The following is a 22,053-nucleotide window of genomic DNA, read 5'->3' as shown; positions in this document are numbered from 1 at the left end:
CTGGTAAGCCGAGTCTCGCCCGGCTGGCACTCCGACGCAGCATCGATCGCCGATTTGGCATCCGTGCCTGACGTTCACCACCCCAACAACAGATAAGACGAGCGGAATCGATCATGACCAAAAATACCACCAGCTCCGGCCGCCCTAAGGCGCTCATCGTCGTTTCCTCGGCCAATGCGTTGCCGTTAGCAAATCCTACGGGCCAAAGCATCAGCAGCGGCTGGTTCCTCGTCGAACTGGCGGCTGTGATGGCCCGCTTCGAGGAGACTCACGACTTCATGCTCGCAACCCCAGACGGAAAAGTCCCGACGCTGGACATCAACGGGATGGCACTAGCCATGCATGGCGGCACCAGACTCGGCTCCCACACTGCACGCCTCACCGTGCAGGCCGTCGCTCTGCGCTTCGACCCGTTGAGGATCCGTGAACGGAACCCAGACTTGGTTGCCCGGCGTGAGTCCGAACTGTCTCTACTCCGCCGCCAGTTGGGCCGGATGCCCGTCACGAAGAACCTCCCCAAGACGGACAGAGAAGCCGCAGCTTTCCTCGACGACCTCAGCAACAATCTGGCGGACCAGCCGGAAAAGCACTGGCACTCGGTCCGCGAGCTGATCGCCCGGCACCGCGACGCGTCAGATGACTTCTCACTAGCCGATTTAGACTTCATGTATGCCCCCGGAGGGCACGCCCCGATGGTCGACTTCCACGACAACCCCGTCATCGGAGAACTACTGAATACCCTGCACGAGAACGATGTCCCCATCGGTCTCATCTGCCACGCCCCAATCGCTATGACCTCTGCCAAGTATCGACTCGATGCCGACGGTGAGGTCGCAGTCAACGAAGACCACGCATTCAAGGGCGCCCGCGTTACCACAGTCCCCAAGCGCGGCGAGCTGATGATGCTCAGGGGCGGTTACCCGAAGATCCCCGGCAAGAGGACCCGGCTCCCCTTCTACGTCGACGTAGCCCTCAAGAAGGCCGGATACCACGTTGCACTCACCCTGAATCCGTCAGCACCCAAGGTCGTTTGGGACGCCAAACACAATCTCCTCACAGGAAACGGTCCGCAATCCGTTGACCTGCAAGCCGACCGCCTCGTCGAGATACTGCGGCACCGCAGCACACGGTAATACGGTTGCGCACGATTAGGTGCTCTTCGAGGTTGAGCGGGCACCTCAGCAGTGAATCTGGATGCCGACCCGCGGTTTACGAGTGCAGTGGAATCGTATCCTGCGGCGCGAGATCTCGAAGTTCCGAAAGCCACATGCAGATCGTTTGACCTCGTTTGACGAGGCGGTTGTAGCCCTCGGTGCGGGCATTGGTGATCTGGGTGTCGATGAATGCCGCGATGGCCGGCCACCACTTCTCGATCGTGGTCGCGAGCCTGAGGACCTCGGGCAGACTCACTTGCGCACACAGGTTGAGGAACCGGTAGAAGCGGGAGGCGAGTTGGTGGGCGTCGGGGTGCCGACGCGCCGGCGCCAGCAGGCCGCGGAGCTTCTCTTTCACGATGTAAGTGGCCAGGACTTCGTTGCTGGGGTCGTTGGCACGTAGCGCTTTCCACATCGTGGAGTAGCCGTGGTCGGAGAGCCGCTCAACGGGCGGTGAGCAGGCGCCGCCTGTTGGCCCATTCGGGATCGACTGCCTGGCCATGCCGGCCCCGCTGCTCCCAGGTCAGCCGCCGCCGGACCGTGGTGACCATGTCATTGGCCAGCGTGATCAGGTGTAAGTGATCGAGCACCAACTGCGCCTGGGGCAACGCCTGGGCCGCTGCGGCGGCGTACGCAGCGCACGGATCGATCGCGACGTGCGTGATCGAGGCCTGAAACGCCGGACTCTGCGCAGCGAGCCATCCGGTCACCGCCGCCGACGTGCGGCCGGTGACCTGCCCCACCAGGCCATGATCGCCGGCTACGTCGACGAATCCGGTGTCCCACGGATCGATCCGATACCAGCGCCCCGACTCGTCTGGTTCCCAGCGTGGCCGACCCGGCGGGTCTCGTCGATCCCGAGGCCCGCACCGGTTGCGGGTCGTCCAGGACGCGGTCAGCGACCTCGCAGAACGCCGCGTGGGCGGTTGGCCACGACACCCGGCGGGCGGCGGCGACGTCGACGACCGAGCGGGCAGCGTCCCCGACCGCCTGGCCGATCTGTTCCCGCAGGCAGCTCGCGGTGCGGCGCCGGGCGGGCACCTGACCGATAGTCTCGGTGAACGAACGTGGCCCGTGTGCACACCTCATTTCGGCAGCGCCACCGGTTCTTGTTCCAGCACAACAGGACCGGATCCGGGTCCGTATCCGATATCGCGCGGCCTGGTGACCGTGCGCTCCTTCACCGAGAACGATCGCTCCCCGCAGTCGGGGCAGCACGCCGCGCTCTCGTCGGCAGTCACCACCTCCACGACCCTGGTGCGGGCGTGGAGAAGCTCGACCCCAACAACCCGCACACCTTCCAGACCCCAACAACAACGACGTAGGCTCGGACACCGCCCCTGCCCCTCTCCCGATTCTTGAATGCTTCGCAACATCCAGAATCACGAAGGTCAGGGGCCATTTACGTCAACGACACGTGACCGCTCCGTCCAGGGACAGCCCGCTCAACCTCGAAGAGCCGGTAAGGCGAGGGACTACTGTGTAAATAGGTGCCATTGACGATGGAAGGGCCTCGACGTCGGTGTGTGACGCTGTAAGATTCCTGGGGGCATCTGCTCGTGCAACGATAGGTGGTCGCGACTGTTGACTCGCAGGAGAGAGCATCGTTTGATGGGCAACGTCACCGCCCAGGCTCAGACAATAGCTTCGTCGGAAGTGGCCGCCGGTTGTACGCAAGTCCCGGTGGGTGTTTTGCCACGTGCTGGTCCCGGTGAGCCCTTCTGGCGCACGGCGTAATGAGAGCGGGCGGGTCAGCCCTATACTTTCGGTATGGTAAGCGGAAAAATCACCACCACCACGGAGACCCAGACTGATCAGAAGTCCATCGGGCGGCGGACTCAGTCTGAACGAACAGAAGGATCCCGCGCCAAGCTGATCCACGCCGCGACCGAGCTCCTCGGCGCCAACGGATACTCGGGGACGACACTCGTAGAGATTGGCCGCCGTGCTGGCGTTAGCAGAGGGCTCGTGACCTTTCACTTTGGCACTAAAGAGCAGGTTATGATCGCCGTCGTTGTCGCGATTCGCCAGCGCATCCAGGCTGTCCTCGACGGCGATTCTTCGCGGGGACTGGACGCATTGGACGGCCTCGTCGACACGTACCTATTGGGTGACGCTGACGTTGGCGTCGCCATCCGAGCGATGTATGTGATCATCACGGAATCGGTGACGTCCTCCCCTGGACTGAAGTCCGCGGTCGCCGAGAACAACGAGATCTTTCGAGAGGTCATTTCGAGATCACTGGCCGAAGCCGTTGACGATAATCAGATCACAAAGCCTAGTGACCCTAAAGCCCTTTCTGTCGTCATCGAGGGAGTGTTGCGTGGAGTACTCATCCAGTACCTTACCGACCCGTTGGCCGTGGAACTCCGCACTGTCGCCAGTATTGTCAAGAGAATCATCCGTGACCACTTAGGTAGAAGCATCTCGTGAAATCGGCCTGCGGTCACCACTCGGCAGTGGTCGAAAGTCTCGGGTTATAGTCAGCACTATTCGTTGCACCTTGGCTATGAAGCACAATTTTCCGGACCTACCGATACCCGATACCGAAGTCGGTAGTGTCCGATTGTGGATTCGCGATTGGGTAGATAATTGTGCCTTCCATCCCTGCTGACAAGGCGCATAAACTTTCTGATTAGCTCGTGCGGCTGGCTGTCTTTGGGGTTCTCGTTGAGGAGGATCACGGACGGAGGAAGGGCAAGGCATCAAGCCTGTGCGTTCGCACGGGTGCGATTGATGTCACGTGGAAAACGTCTCCGCATAGCGACTGGTGGTCAGTTGAACGTCAAGATCGGTTTGATCGCGGCCCCCCGTTCCGCCTTTCGGACAGCATCCTCAATCTTCTCGAACGGATAGAAGCTAAGCAGCCTATCCACAGGGAAATCTCCGGTCTTGAACATTTGCATAAGAACGGGAATCAACGCATCCGGTTCAGCGAACCCGGTTGGGAAGCCGCGCACCGAGACGCCGCTGAACGCCAACTGCATGTGATTGAGATAGATCTCCTGGTCTGCCGGGCCCACGCCGATTAGTGCACAGGTTCCGCCGCCCGTGAGACTGTCCACCGCAGATCGGGCAATCGTAGGCAGTCCAGTAGTGTCGATGGAGAAGGCTACGCCTTGCGGAGCGATAGCGTGGACTTGCTTTGTTAGAGGTGCCTGCGCAGGCTCGATGGTGTGAGTCGCACCCAATTCCGACGCCAGGTCTAGCCGCGAATCGGACACGTCAATGGCGACAATCTTCTGGTAGCCACACACGCGCGCCATCATGATGGCCGCCAGCCCTACGGTGCCGGTGCCGAACACCGCAATGCTGGAGCCGGCCGAAGGTTGGGGGCCGTTTAGTACCGTTCCGGCGCCGGTCAGCACACCGCATCCGAACGCTGGGGCAAGTGTCAGGTCGAAGGTCGGGTCGATCGGCGTGCAGTTTCGTTCGTGCGCTAGTGCAAAGGTGGCGAAGCTTGACTGGCCGAAGAACTGCCCGTGGACCGGTTCGCCTGACCGAGAGAGCGTTGTTGAGCCGTCGAGCCGTGCACCGCTGAAGTTCAGTGATGCCCCGCGCTCGCAGAGGTTCGAACTCTGGCGTACACATGCCGAACAACGGCCGCACGTCAGACGGCTCAGCACGACGTGATCGCCAGGGCAAACTTTTGTGACACCCGATCCGACAGTCACGACGACTCCCGCTCCCTCGTGCCCCAGGACAATCGGCAAAGGTAGTTCTAGGTACTGATCGCGGGCGCCAATATCGGAGTGGCATATTCCAGCGGCGGCGATTTCTATAAGCACCTCTCCTTCGCGCGGATCATCTATATCGAGTTCTGCGAGTTCGAACTGCGCCCCTTTGAATTCCGTGACGGCTGCTAAAGTCTTCATTTGAAATCCATCCTCTCGAGAAATGTTTTTAGAGTGCTCGCGGGACAAATATGGACTGAATCTCGCAATAGGCGTCCAAACCCTCCGGGCCGAGTTCTCGCCCAACACCAGAGTGTCCGAATCCTCCAAACGGAACTGCGGGATCCAGCGTCAGGGTCTGGTTAATATAGACAGACCCTACTCGCAGTTTCCGACCGATCGATTCTGCGTTTCCCAGTTCTGACGACCATACCGAGCTCGAAAGTCCGTACTCAGTATCTCGGGCAATGGCGATCGCATCCTCAATCGTGTCGTAAGCGATCACGCATACCACAGGACCGAAGACCTCCTTTCGGGCAGCGTCCATGTCGTTTGTGACGTTCGCGAGTACGGTAGGTTCCACAAAGAACCCTTTTTCGCCGACACTTCGTCCGCCTGCCGCCACTACTGCGCCGGCCGCACGCGCAGAATCAATGTGGTTCAGCACTTGATCTCGATGTTCAGCGGTTATCATCGGCCCGATGACTGTAGTCGGGTCGCTCGGATTGCCGACGGGAAGGGACTTGGCGACGCTAGCAAGAATCTCGACAATCTCGTTGTACCGTCCGCGTGGAGCCAGAACACGGCGCTGCGCGATGCACGCTTGACCGCTATTGATAGCCAGACCCGTTGTGGCTACACCTGCGATCAGATCGGCCGGCGCATCGTCAAGGACGATTGCAGCCGCATTTCCCCCTAGCTCCAGTGCGTGCCGACGGAAGTCGGCAGCGCATGCTTGAGCGATCCGCCGACCGACATCCGTGCTGCCCGTGAATCCAACCATGTCGACGTCCGGGTGAGCTGTCAGGCGCTCGCTGCCCTTGAGGCTTGCCGTCACCATATTGAACACGCCGGGCGGGAAGGCGGCCTTCTGTGCCGCTTCCGCCACCAAGTACGCAATCAACGGGGTTTCCGGAGATGGTTTGTATACGACAGTACATCCTGCCGCCAAGGCTGGCGCAATCTTCGACAAAGCACCCAGAAGAGGAATATTCCAAGGCACCAGGGCGGCAACTACGCCGACCGGGCACCGCCGCACCCGCACGTCGGCGTGCGCTACAGCGCTACCCCGAACTTCTTCAAACGGCTCACTACGCGCAAGCGTAGCGTAATAGCGCACGAACGCGATCGCATTCCTAATATGAACGTCTCCCACGAATGCCGTCGGGAAGCCTGCCTCCATCGTCACTGTGGCTGCCAGTTCCGGAGTGCGCTCGACAAGTGCTGCAGCAAATCGCTCCAGAACATCGGCTCGTTCGGCACCCGAAAGCTGGGGCCACGGACCGCTATCGAACGCGGTGCGTGCCGCAGCCACTACGCGGTCTACGTCTACGATTCCGGCCGCTGGCACCTCGGCGATGACTGCACCATTTGCGGGATTGATAACTCGCGACCGCGTGTCGGTAGTGGCCGGCTCAAATGACCCGCCCACGTAGATATCCTCTTTTCGTACCAGGTCCACTTAGGATCCTCCTTGCTTGGAACGTCCGACACATGCGACGGTCTCATAGTCTTGTTGTCTGCACAACAACTAACTAGGCCTCCCGCTCGGCTCGACCGCTCGGAGCCGTATGCGACCGGGAGGGCTTGCTAGCTAACAAGCAACTTGATACATTGGGCCACACCCGAACGACGCCCCCGTTTAGGGGTGCGAAGTAGACGAATGAGGAGATACATGGCAACGGAGTCTGGCCCACTGGTTCTCGTCGACCAATTTGACGATCACATCACAGTGATAACTATCAATCGCCCCGAGCGGCGCAATGCGTTCGACGGCGCGACTGCGCGAGCGATGGAGGAGGCTATCGACGCGTTCGACGCCGACGACACCGCCCGCGTCGCGATCATTCGAGGCGCCCGCGCGGCGTTCTCGGCAGGGCAGGATCTCAAGGCAGCTGTGTCCGGCGATTTTGGGAGAACCGATCGACGCGGCGGCTTCGGCTTGATGGCGAAGCGCCCGAGCAAGCCACTCATTGCCGCCGTCGAAGGGCACGCGCTCGCGGGCGGCTTCGAGTTGTGTCTCGCCTGCGACCTGGTCATCGCGTCAACAGATGCGACTATGGGAATCCCGGAGGCGGCAAAAGCGTTGGTCGCGGTCGGCGGCGGACTGTTCCGACTTCCGAAGCGGATCCCGTACCACATCGCGATGGAATTGGCACTAACCGGCGAACCGCGCCCGGCCTCGTTCTTCGCGCAGTGGGGCCTGGTCAATTACGTCGTAGAACCTGACAACGTCTTCGCGACCGCGCTCAGTCTTGCTCGCAGGGTAGCCGCGTCCGGCCCGCTCGCTGTCAGGGCCAGCACCGAAATCGTCCGACGAGCGTTCGACTGGACTGAGGATGAGGCGTGGACACAGCAGCACACCTACGCCGCCCCGGCTATCAACTCACACGACACCCAGGAGGGAATCGCAGCGTTCCTTGAAAAACGCCAGCCAGCCTGGAAGGGGCGGTGACGTAATCATGCCTTTCGTTCCTACCCTCTCATCGTCCCTACTCGCGGGCAAAGTCGCTCTGGTCACCGGAGGGGCTCAGGGGATCGGCCGGGCGAGCGCACACACACTCAGCGCGAACGGGGCAACGGTGTGCATCGCAGACGTCGACCCCACCCGCGCGCTCGAGGCCCAGAATGCAATTGGCGGTGACGCCTCGACATTCGCGGGTGACTTGGCTGATCCTGCTGTCCCAGACGCGCTAATCGAACACGTGATTGCTACACACGGCCGAATCGACATCATCGTCAACGGAGCCGGGTACTTCTGGGACGCTCCGGTGCACCGGATGCCAGACGAGCAGTTTCAATCTATGCTGGATATCCACCTCCTTGCCCCTTTCCGCATTCTGCGCGCGGCCGCGCCATACTTCAGGACAAGTTCCATCGAAGACACCCGCAGCGCCCGAAAGGTGGTCAACGTCTCATCACTGGCTGCGTCCTGGGGCAACGCTGGCGCAGCCAACTACGCTGCGGCTAAAGCCGGGCTCGTCGGGCTGACGAAATCGGTCGCCACGGAGTGGGGCCGGTTCAATGTCACCGTTAATGCGGTCGCTTTCGGAATAATCCAGACCCGATTCGGAGCTCCCCAGTCTGCCCATGAAACGGTCAAGGCGGGTGGGCGTGAGATTCCTCTCGGCGTGCCAGACAAGACGCTAGAAAGGCTCGGCCTCAACACAAGGGTCGACGATATCTACGCGGCACAGCGGCTGCCCGGCGCAACGCTGGGGCGTACCGGGACCATTCAAGAAGCCGCCGACGCCATCTTCTGGCTTGCTTCGCCGTTATCCGACTACGTGACGGGCCAGGTGATCGCGGTCGGCGGCGGCTCCCGTGGCGGTTTCGATTAACCCGCGTCACTTCCATACGACACGTGTGCCTGTCCGTACAGTGAATATGGGCACCGAAAGAAGACCACAATGACACTTGGCCAACGCAGCAGTATCGCCTTTGCACCTACCGACGTTAACTCCGTATGCGCCACCGAAGGCGACCGGACCTTGACATGGGCCGAACTCGACGATCACTCGAACCGACTAGCTTCTTCACTCGCAACTCAGGGTATCGGAGCAGGGGACGCCGTCGCAATCCGACTTCACACCCGCCTTGAGTGGCTCGTCGTCTCGCTGGGCATCGCCAAGGTGGGCGGTACAGCCGTCGCAATCAACTACAAGCTCACTCCACCCGAAGCTACCTACATCCTGCGCGACTGCAATGTTCGCGGCGCAATAGTTGACGATGCGGATCCGCGCACGCTCATAGAGGCGTGGTCCGAACTTGACCTCTTTGCTATCGTGACTCTCGACCAACGTGCCCCCGGCGCGTCCTTCTACGACCATATGATCGCCATAGGCAGCACGGATCCACGACCGGTCGACGATTTCGCGCCGATCGTCATATACTCTTCTGGGACCACTGGCGCCCCAAAGGGGGCCCCGTTAGGTGGCTGGCGAACTCCACCCGATGCGCGGATCTTCGCAGAGTATTCAGCGTCGGTCAACTTTGACGGAGCCTCCGCGGGCCCAGGCTGTTGTTCGCTAATCAATCTGCCGATGCATCACGGTGCTGGACCTTCCTACACCCGTGGAACCCTCAAGGCTAACGGCACCGTAATCTTTCAGCGTCGATTCGACCCGGCCGAGACTCTTAGGCTCATTGAAAAGCATCGAGTCACCAATTGGACTGCTGTTCCAACGATGCTGCAGAGAATACTGGCGCTGCCCGAGGAGACATTGACTCGAAGCGACTTGTCCAGCATCAAGTATATCGCTGGTGGCGCCGCGCCGTTCGGCTCACACATCAAGGAGAAGGTTACCGATCTGTTCGGCGAAGTGCTCCATGAGATGTACGGCTGCACGGAAGCCGGAATGCTCACCGGGGCAACACCGAGCGATCTACGTGAGCGACCAACCTCCAGTGGCCGACCGTTCCGCCACGTCGACCTCAAGATCATCGACGAGGACGGCACAAGTCTGACGACCGGTGTCACCGGAGAAATTGCTGTGCGCACTCCGGTGGTTATCGAAGGTTACATCGGCCGCGGTCCGCTCGGCTCGGACAGGCTCCTCCCCGACGGCTTCTACCGCACGGGCGACGTGGGGCATGTCGACGACGCCGGATACCTCTATATTCACGACCGGATCACTGACATGATAATCGCCGGTGGTACCAACATTTACCCCGCCGAGATCGAAGCGGTTCTCAACGCCCACCCAGACGTAGTGATGGCCGCGGTTCTAGGTGTGCCGCACGAGGAACTGGGCGAGCAGCCTATTGCCGCCATCCAACGCCGGGAGGGCTCAACTGTGACCGCGGCGGATATTCTGACGTATTGCGAAGGGCAACTCGCAAAATTCAAGTGGCCTCGAAAATTCTATTTCATCAACAAAATGCCCATCAGTCCAATGGGTAAGCTTCTCAAACGAGAACTACGAACGGAATTGCTGTGAGCGCGTCAGAATTGCTGGATCTATCGGGCCGTGTGGCTCTGGTGACAGGCGCCGGTCAGGGCGTAGGCCATCAGATTGCTGCGACCCTCGCCGAGTACGGTGCTAGCGTCATCGTGAACGACTTCGACCTCGATCGCGCTAAACGGGTTGCCGACGAAATATGCACCGCTGGCCATGTCGCAATGGCGGCCCGGGCCGACGTCGGCGATTTCGATCAGGTTAACCGCATGTTCTCTGACCACGGACTGGGGCCAGTGTCGATTGTTGTAAATAATGCGGGCAATGGCGGCGCCGGGCCCACGCCCACGCGTCAACTACCATTCTGGGAGCAGCGGCCTGCCGACTGGGAGCGGTTCCTGCGGGTCAATCTCGACGGCGTTCTGAACGTCACCCAACGCGGAATAGCACAAATGGTCCCGAACGGATGGGGCCGTGTTATCACCATAATTTCCGATGCTGGTCGTGTGGGCGAGTCCCGCGGCATGGAAGCCTACTCGGGTGCTAAAGCAGGCGCCGCGGGATTCACTAGGGCAATCGCTCGGCTCGGCGGCCAATACGGCATTACCGCCAACTGTATATCACTCGGTGCTACCCGCACTCCAGCGATCGAAGCTCAGATTCAGAACGAAGCCTTCACCAAGAAAGTGTTGTCCAACTACATCGTTCGCCGCTTCGGTGAACCGTCCGACGCAGCCAACGCGGCGTTGTTCCTGTCGTCTGAAGCGGCCAGCTATATCACCGGCCAAACCCTTCCTGTCAACGGCGGCTTCTCCTTAACCCTGTAGAAGGCGACCACGAAAGCGATTTGTGATGACACGAAAATCAGCAGAGCCCCAGCTATACAGCGTCGATGACGACGGTACCCCGACACTCACCGGGACACGTGACAGCACCGGATATATCTCCTTTCCTCAGCAGACGGCGGGTTCGCTGCTCAATGGAGACCACGGCGCACACCTCAGCGCCGTGCCACTGTCGGGCCGTGGGGAGATCCATGCGACGGCAACGGTGCGGTTCCACCCGAATCCGGATATCGATGTCCCGTTCACAGTTGCCTCCATCGTGCTCGAAGAGGGGCCAATGGTTCGCGGCATACTCGACGTCGCCGACAGCGGCCAGGTCGATGACTTAGTCGTTGCCACCACCGCGGTAGTTCGCCTTGGGGGCGAAGACCTTAATGAACTACGCTTTCGGGTCGCGAAAGGTACAGGATCATGACCAAACATTTGAGGGATCTGCGGCCAGTGTATGTGGTCGGCATTGGCCGGCACCAGTTTCAAGCACCGAGCGCCACCCCATATGTCGACCTCGGCTTGACGGCAATTCGTCGTGCACTTGACGACGCAGGAATTTCCTGGCGCCAAGTCGACAGCACATACACTGGAACCGCCATGCTTGGCATGGCTAGCTCGCGTCCGATGCTGCGTCATCTAGGTGTCAACGGAGCCCCAATGACCCAGGTGGAGAACGCCTCGGCATCAGGCTCATCGGCGTTCCGAGCGGCCTGCCTCGACGTTGCGAGCGGTATCAGCGATGTCTCGCTTGCAGTGGGAGTAGACAAACCAAGCAAGATCGGTCCTGCACAGCGTGACACCGGGATCCCTGAACTCTCAGCAGAACGTGTCGCTCCCTTTACGCATTTCGCACTACTGGCAGACGAGTACATGCGCGCGCATGGTGCGACTGCGGAACAGATCGCTGCGGTCGCGGTCAAGAACTTCTCGAACGCGGCCCTGAACCCGTACGCTCAACGCCAGAAGGCGTACTCGCTCGAGGAAGTTCTGGGGGGTCCGACTATTTCCGGGATCTTCACGAAGTTGCAATGCTGCCCGATTGGAGAGGGCGCAGCAGCAACCCTCGTGGTCTCCGGCGATGTTCTCGACCGGCTGGACCTCGACCGCACACGATCGGTACGTGTTCTGGCGTCGGTGCAGCGTAGTGAACAGTTGTACGGTGCCAAAAGCTTTGATGCGGAGTTGACCCGCGAGACCGCACACCTCGCATACGAGCAGGCAGGAATCGCACCTTCGGACCTCGACGTGGTCGAATTGCATGATGCCTTCACCATCGAGGAGCTGCAGTACCTCGAGGCGATGGGACTTGCTGACGAGGGCCAAGCGGGCACAGGGCTGACAGCCGGTGAATTCGATCGCGGAGGCAGAGTCGCGGTGAATACCTCCGGCGGCCTGCTGGGGTCCGGACATCCAATCGGTCCGACTGGTGTTGCCCAGGTAGCAGAAATCACGGAGCAGATACGCGGCGAGGCGGGTGCCCGCCAGCATTCCGGCGCTCGCACTGGCCTTGCGCACATGGTCGGTCTCGGAGCTGTTTGTGTCGTCCACATTCTTCAGGGGTCGAGCACGACACCATGACTCACCCCGCAGTCGGACCGAATCAAGGTGCGACTCTATACAGACGCTCACTTATATAGAGGAACGAATTGAAGCGCTCTGGGCTCAGGTCCGGCGGAGTCCCTCAGGGGATGAGACCGAAATTTCTTGAGTTGTGAAAGAGAAGCGTTGAGTAGCACTACTGGTGCACCTCGCGTATGTATCATACTTGATCAGTGTGGCAACACCAGCCATCGAACGCAGCGATCGGGCAAACCGGCTCTTCCTGATTGACGGTGCGTAGAACGGGTTCTACCGAACGCAAGATGGAGGTCGGGTTCGGCTGTGGGGAGCCGGGGGTCGTGGGGTGTGAGGATGGAAGTTCCTACGCACCCACCCGAACACCAACAGGACCAATGACGCAGCGTAGCGCTATTGCCGACACGATTTGCCGCACCATCGAGCTCGGCGTCACGATCGCCGACGCCGCCGTCGACGGTGAGGATCATACACACTTGTTTCGCCAGGTCCGGGCACCTCACATTCTCCTGGTGCGTTCACGGTCTCCACCAGACCCAGGACGGTTCACCCAGTACCCGCCGGGCAGATCCCGGGCATGACACCCCAACGGGGTCAGTCGATTCAGGAGTCACAACGAGCGCCAGGTGACGACGCCAACCCTGCCAGCCAGCCCCAGGCCAGCCACTACGAAGACTTACAGGCGATTCAAAGACGGCCGGCTTCCGTGTGTCAATCCGTGCGTGTGATTGCGTTCAGTTCCGCCTTCGCCTAAAGTTACATGGTGTAGCTACGTGGATGGTGAATGTCCCCGACGCATCATTCCGCTGTTCTGGTGTCGATTTGAAGGATCTGTCCATGTCGAGTGTCAATGTCCGTGTAGAGACGTGGGGCCCCAGCAACCTGGCGGTTCGTATATGGTCGGTCGAGAACCCTCGGGGGGTGGTGATCCTTCAGCACGGATATCACGAGCACTCCGGGCGGTTCGAGTATGAGCATGGCGGCGTCGTCGAGCGGCTCGTCGGCTCCGGACTAATGGTCGTCGCTCCGGATATGTGGGGGCACGGATCATCACCTGGGCGACGCGGGGCAGTGCATGTCGGGCGCGCAGTCCATGATCACAGGGCAATACGGCTACGAGTGGCGGCCTTCGGATTGCCGACTGTCCTCGTCGGGTATTCGCTGGGCGGCCTGGTGACTTGCGCAAGCGCCGCGCGCGACCAGAGCGCACTCGCCGGCGTAGTCTTGGTTGGCCCTCTACTTCCGGGACCAATTCCCGGCCCTGTTCGTTGCGCCATCGAACCATTGGCCCGTGTGACAAAGAAGGCTTGGGCGCCCGTCGCTAAGCCGCCGTGGACCAAGCTCTCTCACGATTCCGAGGTCTTAGCACGCGTGCTCGGTGACCCGCTCATGCACAACAAGCGGTTCACCGTTCTCAGCGGGGTCACGGCCTTTGACGCGACACGTGACATCCACCGCCATGCCGCATCGTGGCGGGTGCCGGTCCTTCTGCTGCACGGTACCGAGGACGTGTTCACCAGACCGCAATGGAGTCGACGTCTCTACCGGACACTCGCCACATCCGAGAAGACCTTCACTGAATATGCGGGTGCATACCATGAGGTGCTCTCCGATCCGGTTGCCGTCGATGCTGTCGACGACGTTGTGGACTGGGTATGCGAGCGCATCGAACGGGCGGTCGCTGTGCCTGGTGTCGAGGGCGTCGTCCCGTCACTCGATCGAAAGTGAAGGCATGACAGATCAAAGTCTCCAGAGCACAGTCACAGTCGAGCGTGATGGCCGGGTCTTGCTGATCGGTCTCAATCGTCCAGCTCAACGGAACGCCTTCACCAAACAGCTGATCAACGAGCTCAGCGCCGCCTACACGCTCCTGGAATCCGACGCGGATCTCTGGGTGGGAGTCCTATTCGCGCACGGTGAGCACTTCACATCCGGCTTCGACCTCGTGGACGTCGGGCCCGACCTCGCCACCGGAAAATTGGAGCTTCCGAATGGGCACCGTGATCCGTGGCGTTTGGACGGCTACTGGACGAAGCCGATCGTTGCCGCAGCGCAAGGCTGGGTGATGACGCTGGGCATCGAGCTTCTGCTGGCTGCCGATATCCGTGTGGCCTCCCGTGATGCTCGATTCAGGCAACTGGAGGTGCGGCGCGGCATGCATCCGTTCGGTGGCGCGACGATCCGTTTCCCGCAGCTTTCCGGATGGGGTAATGCGATGCGGTGGATTCTCACTGGCGACGAGTTCGACGCAACCGAAGCTCATAGAATAGGCCTCATCCAGGAGATCGCGCCGGATAGGCACGGTGCGATCGACCGGGCACGCGAGATCGCAGCGACGCTCGCCGAACGCTGCGCACCGCTCGGCGTCCAGGCCACATTGTCGTCGGCGCATACTGCGCGAACTGAGGGTGAGCAAGCCGCGATCGCGCGACGGCACACAGAGGTTGCACGGCTGCTCAGTACTGCCGACGGCGTGGAGGGAATCCAGTCGTTCGTTGAACGCCGCGCCGCGGTATTCACGGGGCGGTAAGCGGGCGCCAACGGTGCGGCGATTACCTGAAGGCCTCGCCGCCGGAGGGTAGAAGGCGGTACGTCCAAGGCGGCGTGCCGATTCGGGTACTCAAGCACCACGACAGTTACAGCACGTAATATATAGGTTCAAACAAATCCGAGGAGAAGCTGATGCGTCGATGGATAGCTCTGAGCGCCGGGGCGTTGATGTTCCTCGTCGCCACACTGTGGCAGCCCCCGGTCGCGCAGGGAAACACGGAACCCGGCGGTGGGCGGCACTGGGTAGCCTCATGGATGGCGCCACAAACGGACGCCATCAATGGCGCCGATGCCGATTTTCGGCCGATCGTCAACATCGCCAACCAGACCTTCCGAGTCATGGTGACGCCGCATCGAGGGGGCGCGGCGATCCGAGTCAAATTGTCCAACGCGGAGAGGCCGAGCCCGTTGCGGATCGGATCGGCGACCGCCGCTGCCGCGGGAGCTGGTGCATCGATAACATCGCCGGCCGCGGAGCTCACTTTCAACGGCCGCCGATCAGTCGTTATCCCTGCAGGCGGCGAAGTCCTGAGTGACGCAGTCGATGTGAACGTGGCTGCGTGGCAGCGCCTGGCCGTGTCGGTCAATGTCCAAGGCTCCGCGCTGTTCCTCACCCAGCATCTGAATGGGAACGCGACGAGCTATTACACGAAGCCCGGCGCAGGTGACCAGACTCGGCGTCGCGACGGTGCTGCCTTTCCACTGACCACCACCGTGGTTCCGATCGTCAGCAGAGTCGACGTGCTCGCACCGAAAAGGACCACAGCGATCGTCGCCTTCGGCGATTCGATCACAGACGGATTTGTCGCGGACAACGTCGGAGGCCTGCCGCAGGCCAAGCGCGGTGTAGTGGACAAGAACGTGCGGTATCCGGACCATCTGCAGCGGCGTCTCGATGATGCGGGTATCGACCGCGTGGTCGTCAATGCCGGCATCAGTGGTAACAGGGTGACCGCCGATGGCACCGTTCCGCTATACGGCGACGCTGCGACGAGGCGGCTTCAACGTGACGTCATTTCCGTACCCGGGGTCGAAGACCTCATCCTCCTTGAAGGTATCAACGATCTCGGTGTGCCGATCGGCGCAAGCGCAGACCAAGTCATCGCGGGCTACCGGAACATCATCGAACGGCTGCACTCTCATCGGATCCGAGTGCACCTCGGCACCATCATGCCCGCTTCGAACGCACTACTCGACGGCACGGCCACCGCGCCGTTCTCGGACGCGACGCGTCGAGTGATCAACAGATGGATCCGCAGGCAGAAACTCTCCGACAGCGTGATCGATTTCGATCGGGCGCTCCGCGACAGGTCGAACTCCGGCATTCTAGCACCCAAGTACGCTGGCCCGGATCGACTCCATCCGAACCCGGCCGGCTACCGGCGAATGGCCATGGCGGTCGATCTCTCGACCTTGAACTGACGACCAGTGCCCTGTTGAACAGGTCGCGGCATGCCGACACCGAGTGGGTGTGGGCTCCAGCGAACGCTCAGGCCAAGATGTTCAAGAAGCGCTGCAAACTTCGATCGGAGAGACGATGCCCACGAGTCGTACGTCACCAACGGACAGGCCGCCGCGGCGACGAATGTCGTACGCTGCGCGACACGAGCAACTATTGGACATCGCGGAGCGCCTGTTCGTTGAACGGACGTACGCGCTCACATCGATGGAGGACATCGCACGCGCCGCGGCTGTGACTCGCCCGATCGTGTACAACCATTTCGAAACGAAGGAAGGCACCTTCATAGCGTGTGTCCGGCGAATCTATGACACGTACAACGAGGGACTCGGGAGCGTTGTCGACCCTGAATCCGCCCCGATCGACCAGCTCCGGGCCGGCGCGCTGTTCTACTTCAGTTCAATTGAGCGGAACCAGGGGCGATGGCTGCTCCTGTTCACCAGTGCCTCGGTACTGACCGGCAGCTATCGAGACGAACTCGTTGCGCTGCGCTTCAAGCATGTTCAGGCGATCGCGGGCCTTCTGCGTACTGCGGTGCCCAGCGTTCCGAACGACGTGATAGATGCGGCGGCACATGCTCTGTCCGGTATCGGGGAACGGTTGGGACATTGGTGGCTCACTCGTCCCGATCTCGACAAAGAGAAGATCGTCGACTACTTCTGTTCCATCGCCATGGGGGGAGTGGGGCAATGGATCGACGATTGAGCCTCCATACCCATCCAGAGTCGGTCGCGCATAACGCCGTCACAGGCAGCACTGTCCTTCTACAGGCGAAGTCCGGCTTGGCGCGCGACGTCTCGTTGAGCTATTGGCGCGAGCAGCTCAGCCAAACCGCCGCCCGACGGGGAGGTGTTCGAGAGTACCGCCAACATCACTTGTCAGATGCTCACGTCACGTCCTGGCCGGACCTGGGCGATGCGGTCCCCGTCCCGTCCGACTGTCGAATCGACGGCATCGAGGAGTTCGTCTTCGATCGTGTCATCAGCGGTGTCAGACGCTACCTTTCGGGGCAGCCGCCTCATGGGCCCGGCGCAGGGTTGTTCGAATGGACGTGTGAGTATCCCTCGGGAACTGAGGCCGGCCGTCGATTCACGCCGCCAGCCACCGAGGGAACCCGCACCGGAGCGCGCACGGTGGCGCTGTTCCATCGATGCCAGGGCGTTGACTCGATGGCGATCGATCGCCTGTTGAACGAAGTCCTCGGGCCGACGCTCGCGCGCTTGAGTGGCATCACCGAAGTTCGGACGCAGCCGTTTCGGCACCGTCGAAGCCCTGATCGTGGGCTGACCTACGACGGTGCGTTGATCCTGGGTGCAACGGACCGCGTTACGCTCACCAGTGCGATTGAAGGGTTGTGCGCAGGTCGTCCCGGCAACGAGATCCAATCCGTGTGCAGTGCGGTGCACGCCTACGCTGTCGAACGCACATATGTTTTCGCCCAAGAAGGTCGTACGACCCTGCCTCAGACGGGTCCCGTCCGGAAACCGCCGCTGGACCCGGTGAGGCGGCGCATTCCACGTGGCCCCCGAGTGCCGACACCGACCCAAACGCTTCCGGAGGCGGTGTTCATCCCGCTTCCAGACTCCCCGCGCCTAGCTCGACCAGGTCCAGAGGACGTGGTGGTCGGAGCCGACGGCTATCTCTACTGCAGTATGGGCGACGGCTCGATCGTGCGGGTCGACCCAGACTCTGGCGTCTCCACAGTCGTCGACCGCACGGGCGGGCGTCCGCTCGGCTTGGAACCGCTGCCGGACGGCCGGCTTCTCGTCTGCGACACCCAGCGTGGCCTTCGGCGGCTGGATCCGGCGACCTCTGAGTGCGAGAATCTTGTCCAGTACGTGGACGATATCCCGCTGCGATTCTGCTCCAACGCCACGACCGCGTCCGATGGGGCGATCTGGTTCACTGAGTCGACCACCCGTTTCGACATCGAGCACTTCATGGGCAGCCTTCTCGAGCATCGTGGGTCCGGCCGACTGCTGCGCTTCGACCCCGACGGCACAATAGACGTCGTACTGGACGGGCTGAGGTTTCCTAACGGCGTGGCAACCTCGCCGGACGGGTCCTTCCTCGTCTTGGCTGAAACCAGCGGATACCAGCTCAGCCGGGTCGAGACGACCGGACCACGAGCCGGGGCCCGTCGCAGCCTGAGCTCCGATATGCCGGGGATACCCGACAACATCTCGACGTTTCGGGACGGCAGAGCGTGGGTAGCGATGACGGGGCCGCGCGAACCTGCACTCGACAGGCTCGCATCGGTCCCCGGCAGCATCCGCGAGTTGCTCTGGCGGTTGCCGCGCATCCCATCAGAGCGGTCCTATGTCTGGGCGCGGTCGATGACATCAGACGGCGCGGTTGTGGACGACGTGCATGGCGTGGTCGAAGGATTTCATCACGCGACCGGCATCGCGGAGTTCGGCGGAGCTCTATACCTCGCGGGTCCGCATCAGTCCAGACTTCTCCGGCTTGAGATCGAGCGATGACCTCGTTCCGTGCCGGGATCAACGGCGGACGTCGTCCGCAAGTGCCCTGTCGAGTCGGTCACGGCTTCGGCGACGCACCGACGGATGCTTCGTACAGCCGTTTCGCCTCCGGATAGTCGGCTTTTCCGGTTGCCACACGAGGAACAACACCGACGTGTTTCATCACACGAGGAACCTTGTACCCCGCCAGATGAGATCGCAGGAACTCATCCAGTGCGTCGAGATCGATCGTCTCAACTTCCGGGGCAACGGAGTACACCGCGGAGAGTCGCTGACCCAAGCGCTCGTCAGCGACGCCGAACACCAAGCAGTCTTCGATGCCGTCGAATCGCTTGATCACCTCTTCTACTTCTTCTGGATAGACCTTCTCGCCCGCAGTGTTCACGCACGATGAACCACGCCCGAGGAGTTCTATCACTCCACTCTTCAGGACGCGTGCGTAATCGCCTGGAATGCTGTATCGACGGCCGTTCAGAACGCGGAAGGTCTCCGCCGTCTTCGCCTCGTCGCGATAGTAGGTCTGTCCACCGCTCGGCAGGGCAATCCTCCCGATCTCGTCGCTACCCGGTTTGACTTCGTGATCCTCGTCGGAGATCACGATGACTCCGGGGTACGGCAGGAACGACCCGGTGGGCATCTGCGCTTCTTTGACTGAGATGGCGGCCCCCATCGCGCCTTCGGTGGCCGAGATGACGTCGGCGATCATGACCTTCGGCAGATGTTCAAGAATGGCGCCCTTCACCTCTGCCGCGAACATCGCTCCCGTCGAAGCGATCATCGCGAGTGATGACAGATCTCGGTGATCCGACGCGTCCAGCGCCTTCAGCATTGGCCGCGCGAATGCGTCCCCGACGATGACGATGCCGCGAGTCTTCTCTGCGCTGGCCACGTCCCATAGTTCCGCTGCGTCAAATGATCGGCTCGACAGCATGACGGCCTTACCGCCGAATAGGAGCGCAGGATTCATCGCCATGCCGACCGCAGCATTATGGATGACTGGAGACGCCGGAATTACTGTGTAGCGGTCCTCCTCGGCACTTACGTCTGAAGCTCGCCGTAGCAACTCGTCCACGGAGGTCACCGGAGAGTCGCCGAAAAGCAGTGGGACCGCGCCCATGAGTTCTTCGATGGCGGGACCCATCGGAATGGTGACGCCCTTGGGCATTCCGGTGGTTCCGCCCGTGTACGAGATCGTCACATCGGAGCCGTCTCGTACTATCCGCTCGGCCGGGTCGAAGTCTGACACCACCTCGTTGTACGCGTGCACGCCGTGGGGAACCAGCGAACCAACTGCGTGGCCGGAATCGTCGACCTCGATCGCGATCTTCAAACTCTTGACGTTCGGGAGTAGATCGACGACACGGTCGCGCAGACTCGCGTGATAGACGAGCGCTTCGGCATCGGCGTTGTCCAGCAAATATTTGATCTCGGCACCGACGTACCGATAATTGACGCTGAACGGGGCTGCGCGGATCTTGATGGTCGCGAAATAGACCTCGGCGAACTCGGTGCAATTGTAGAGCAGTTGAGCGACCTTTGATCCCCTCTTCAAGCCGGAGTCCAAGAGTGCATTCGCGATCCTGGCGGCGCGATCGTCGAATTCGCGCCAGGTGCGTCGCGTGGATCCATGGACGAGCGCCTCGCGGGAAGGGTTCGCGTCCGCGATGGCTTCCCAGATCGTTGCGTAGTTCAGTTCTGTCATCAGTGCTCCAAGTCCGGTCGAGGCTGGTGCCAGCATTTAAGTTACGGTACGTAGCTTAGCGTAGCGGCCTCAGCCGAGGTAGCCCTGTCGGCGCAGCTGTCGCCTTCGAGCGCGGTGTCTGATCGACACCTGCAGGTTGCGGGCTGGGGCCGCGGGGGCACCGTGGGTGGGGAGCGGTTCGTACCCGAACGAAGGGTCTTCGTTACCGTCGGTTCTCACCCGAGGGGACCGCAGTTGATGGTTCGTTGGTCGCGATTCACGGTTCTGGCGGCTCCGAACAGGCCGGCTGCGGCCAGGAGAAGCGCTAGTGGCATTACGATGGCCAACGATCTGGTAAGGCCGTACGCAGTGGCGTCGATGCCGTGTCCGGACGCCGCCAGAAGGTCGGACAGGAATCCGAGCAAGACGGGGCCGAAGGCTCCACCTAGAAGATAGAAGCAGCCGAAGAAGATCGCTGTCGCGGAGGCGCGCAAGTGGGGAGGGTTCACGTCTGCGACGGCCGGAAGTGCCGATGTGTGAAAGAAGTATTGAAGGAATGATACGACCGACAGGACACCGACAAAGATGAGAAGCTGGTCCGGCTTGAACTGGAACGCTAGATAGGCTAACGGTGCGGCCGCCAGTAGGGCCGCGGCACCCACGAGTATCCGAGCGGACGGTGACCGGCGGCTCGCCCGATCGGAAACCAGGCCGCTGATCGTCAGTCCGAGGAGTGCTGCGATGCCGACGGTTATCCCGGCGTTCAGCGCGGCCTGGGTCAGGGTGAGTTCGAAGTATCGCTGGAACAACGGGACGATGAAGGTGACGAGGCCGTACGCGGCAATCTGAACTCCGATCCCGCTGATCGTGAGCCACCGCATGGTGGGTACTGCCATTACTGTTCGCACCGTTTCAAGGATGGAGGCGGGAGCGACGGTGAGCGAGTCATTGCGCACGTGGGCGTCCGCCGCGCCGCGTTCCGGCTCGTCGAGCCGAAAGATCAGGAATGCTAAAAGGAGGCCTGGCAGTGCGGCAACGATGAATGGCGCGCGCCAGGTTCCGAAAGCCTCCATGATGAACCCCGTTGTGAAGAATGCGAGGATCGTGCCGATGGGGACGCCGAACTGCAGCACCGCGACCGCCCGGGAGCGGCGTGCCGGGGGGAACATATCGGCAACCAAAGAGTTCGCGGCGGGCCCGAAAGACGCCTCGCCGATTCCCACTCCGAAGCGGACGAGCAGCAGGGAGGTAAAGCTCCATGCGCCCGCGCTCAGTGCGGTGAACACGCTCCACACGATGAGGCCGCAGCCCATCACCGCCCGCCTGCTGAAGCGGTCCGCCAGCCTGCCGATCCAGATCCCGGCCAGGGCGTAGACGACGATGAATGCGGCGCTGATGACACCGATCTGGGAGTCGGAGAGGTGGAAGTCCGTTTTGAGAGGTTCGATGAGGATTGCGGGCAGGGCGCGATCGTAGAAGTTCATCACGTTGACCGCCGCGAGAAGGATGAGCATCCTCCACGCC

At 61.4% G+C, this 22,053-nt stretch carries 20 protein-coding genes; 14 read left to right on the top strand and 6 right to left on the bottom strand.

Translation table 11 applies throughout. The features are described 5' to 3' along the window. Positions 1-113: 113 nt before the first annotated feature. A complete protein-coding gene (locus tag L5G28_RS02000; RefSeq protein ID WP_237000102.1) occupies positions 114-1,133 on the top strand; it encodes a type 1 glutamine amidotransferase family protein in 1,020 nt (339 codons plus the stop codon). 76 nt (positions 1,134-1,209) lie between these two features. On the opposite strand, the gene L5G28_RS01995 is transcribed toward L5G28_RS02000, so the two are convergent. Further along, positions 1,210-1,656, bottom strand: a complete 447-nt coding sequence (locus L5G28_RS01995) for a transposase (protein WP_265743643.1) — start codon at positions 1,654-1,656, stop codon at positions 1,210-1,212. Beyond that, positions 1,598-1,897 (bottom strand): transposase, encoded by a 300-nt coding sequence (locus L5G28_RS19260; protein WP_308191933.1) that lies wholly within the window; start codon positions 1,895-1,897, stop codon positions 1,598-1,600. Before L5G28_RS19260 ends, L5G28_RS01995 begins: the two co-directional genes overlap by 59 nt. Before the next feature lie 86 nt (positions 1,898-1,983). On the opposite strand from L5G28_RS19260, the gene L5G28_RS01990 reads away from it, so the two are divergent. Further along, entirely contained in the window at positions 1,984-2,199 is a 216-nt protein-coding gene (locus tag L5G28_RS01990; protein WP_237000101.1) for a hypothetical protein, read from the top strand. Between the two features lie 725 nt (positions 2,200-2,924). Next, on the top strand, positions 2,925-3,587 hold the full coding sequence (locus L5G28_RS01985) for a TetR/AcrR family transcriptional regulator (protein WP_237000100.1): 663 nt from the start codon (positions 2,925-2,927) through the stop codon (positions 3,585-3,587). Positions 3,588-3,928: 341 nt separating this feature from the next. On the opposite strand, the gene L5G28_RS01980 is transcribed toward L5G28_RS01985, so the two are convergent. Together L5G28_RS01980 and L5G28_RS01975 are read right to left on the bottom strand one after the other, a co-directional pair. Continuing rightward, positions 3,929-5,029: an NAD(P)-dependent alcohol dehydrogenase gene (locus L5G28_RS01980; protein WP_237000099.1), complete on the bottom strand. Its 1,101-nt coding sequence runs from the start codon at positions 5,027-5,029 to the stop codon at positions 3,929-3,931. Between the two features lie 28 nt (positions 5,030-5,057). Next, entirely contained in the window at positions 5,058-6,509 is a 1,452-nt protein-coding gene (locus L5G28_RS01975) for an aldehyde dehydrogenase family protein (protein WP_237000098.1), read from the bottom strand. 213 nt (positions 6,510-6,722) lie between these two features. On the opposite strand from L5G28_RS01975, the gene L5G28_RS01970 reads away from it, so the two are divergent. The 11 genes from L5G28_RS01970 to L5G28_RS01920 all read left to right on the top strand — a co-directional run bounded on the left by L5G28_RS01970 (position 6,723) and on the right by L5G28_RS01920 (position 18,848). Beyond that, the gene (locus L5G28_RS01970) at positions 6,723-7,502 is read left to right on the top strand and encodes a crotonase/enoyl-CoA hydratase family protein (RefSeq protein WP_237000097.1); all 780 of its coding nucleotides are present in this window, start codon (positions 6,723-6,725) and stop codon (positions 7,500-7,502) included. 7 nt (positions 7,503-7,509) lie between these two features. Next, on the top strand, positions 7,510-8,388 hold the full coding sequence (locus L5G28_RS01965; RefSeq protein ID WP_237000096.1) for an SDR family NAD(P)-dependent oxidoreductase: 879 nt from the start codon (positions 7,510-7,512) through the stop codon (positions 8,386-8,388). Positions 8,389-8,457: 69 nt separating this feature from the next. Next, the gene (locus tag L5G28_RS01960; RefSeq protein ID WP_237000095.1) at positions 8,458-9,987 is read left to right on the top strand and encodes a class I adenylate-forming enzyme family protein; all 1,530 of its coding nucleotides are present in this window, start codon (positions 8,458-8,460) and stop codon (positions 9,985-9,987) included. Further along, positions 9,984-10,772 carry an SDR family NAD(P)-dependent oxidoreductase gene (locus L5G28_RS01955; RefSeq protein WP_237000094.1) on the top strand — a complete coding sequence of 263 codons (789 nt, stop codon included), beginning with the start codon at positions 9,984-9,986 and terminating at the stop codon, positions 10,770-10,772. The genes L5G28_RS01960 and L5G28_RS01955 overlap by 4 nt, the downstream gene beginning before the upstream one ends. A gap of 25 nt (positions 10,773-10,797) precedes the next feature. Continuing rightward, positions 10,798-11,205, top strand: coding sequence for a Zn-ribbon domain-containing OB-fold protein (locus L5G28_RS01950; RefSeq protein ID WP_237000093.1), 408 nt, complete (start codon positions 10,798-10,800; stop codon positions 11,203-11,205). Then, on the top strand, positions 11,202-12,359 hold the full coding sequence (locus L5G28_RS01945) for a thiolase family protein (protein ID WP_237000092.1): 1,158 nt from the start codon (positions 11,202-11,204) through the stop codon (positions 12,357-12,359). The genes L5G28_RS01950 and L5G28_RS01945 overlap by 4 nt, the downstream gene beginning before the upstream one ends. 774 nt (positions 12,360-13,133) lie before the next feature. Then, positions 13,134-14,084, top strand: coding sequence for an alpha/beta fold hydrolase (locus tag L5G28_RS01940; RefSeq protein WP_237000091.1), 951 nt, complete (start codon positions 13,134-13,136; stop codon positions 14,082-14,084). A 4-nt stretch (positions 14,085-14,088) separates the two neighbouring features. Beyond that, the gene (locus tag L5G28_RS01935; RefSeq protein ID WP_237000090.1) at positions 14,089-14,886 is read left to right on the top strand and encodes a crotonase/enoyl-CoA hydratase family protein; all 798 of its coding nucleotides are present in this window, start codon (positions 14,089-14,091) and stop codon (positions 14,884-14,886) included. A 188-nt stretch (positions 14,887-15,074) separates the two neighbouring features. Further along, the gene (locus L5G28_RS01930) at positions 15,075-16,328 is read left to right on the top strand and encodes a GDSL-type esterase/lipase family protein (RefSeq protein ID WP_237000089.1); all 1,254 of its coding nucleotides are present in this window, start codon (positions 15,075-15,077) and stop codon (positions 16,326-16,328) included. A gap of 115 nt (positions 16,329-16,443) precedes the next feature. Further along, positions 16,444-17,070, top strand: a complete 627-nt coding sequence (locus L5G28_RS01925; protein WP_308191942.1) for a TetR/AcrR family transcriptional regulator — start codon at positions 16,444-16,446, stop codon at positions 17,068-17,070. After that, positions 17,055-18,848: an SMP-30/gluconolactonase/LRE family protein gene (locus L5G28_RS01920; protein WP_237000087.1), complete on the top strand. Its 1,794-nt coding sequence runs from the start codon at positions 17,055-17,057 to the stop codon at positions 18,846-18,848. Before L5G28_RS01925 ends, L5G28_RS01920 begins: the two co-directional genes overlap by 16 nt. A 58-nt stretch (positions 18,849-18,906) precedes the next feature. Here L5G28_RS01920 and L5G28_RS01915 read toward each other — a convergent pair whose 3' ends face one another. Then, complete coding sequence (locus tag L5G28_RS01915; RefSeq protein ID WP_237000086.1) at positions 18,907-20,550, bottom strand: AMP-binding protein; 1,644 nt, start codon at positions 20,548-20,550, stop codon at positions 18,907-18,909. 215 nt (positions 20,551-20,765) lie between these two features. Further along, positions 20,766-22,043 carry a spinster family MFS transporter gene (locus L5G28_RS01910; RefSeq protein ID WP_237000085.1) on the bottom strand — a complete coding sequence of 426 codons (1,278 nt, stop codon included), beginning with the start codon at positions 22,041-22,043 and terminating at the stop codon, positions 20,766-20,768. Between the last annotated feature and the right edge of the window lie 10 nt (positions 22,044-22,053).

The organism is Gordonia liuliyuniae (assembly GCF_021739025.1).
GTDB classification, from domain to species: Bacteria; Actinomycetota; Actinomycetes; order Mycobacteriales; family Mycobacteriaceae; genus Gordonia; species Gordonia liuliyuniae.
Note: the sequence above shows the minus strand (reverse complement) of the source record. Positions and strands in the feature narration are given on the sequence as shown.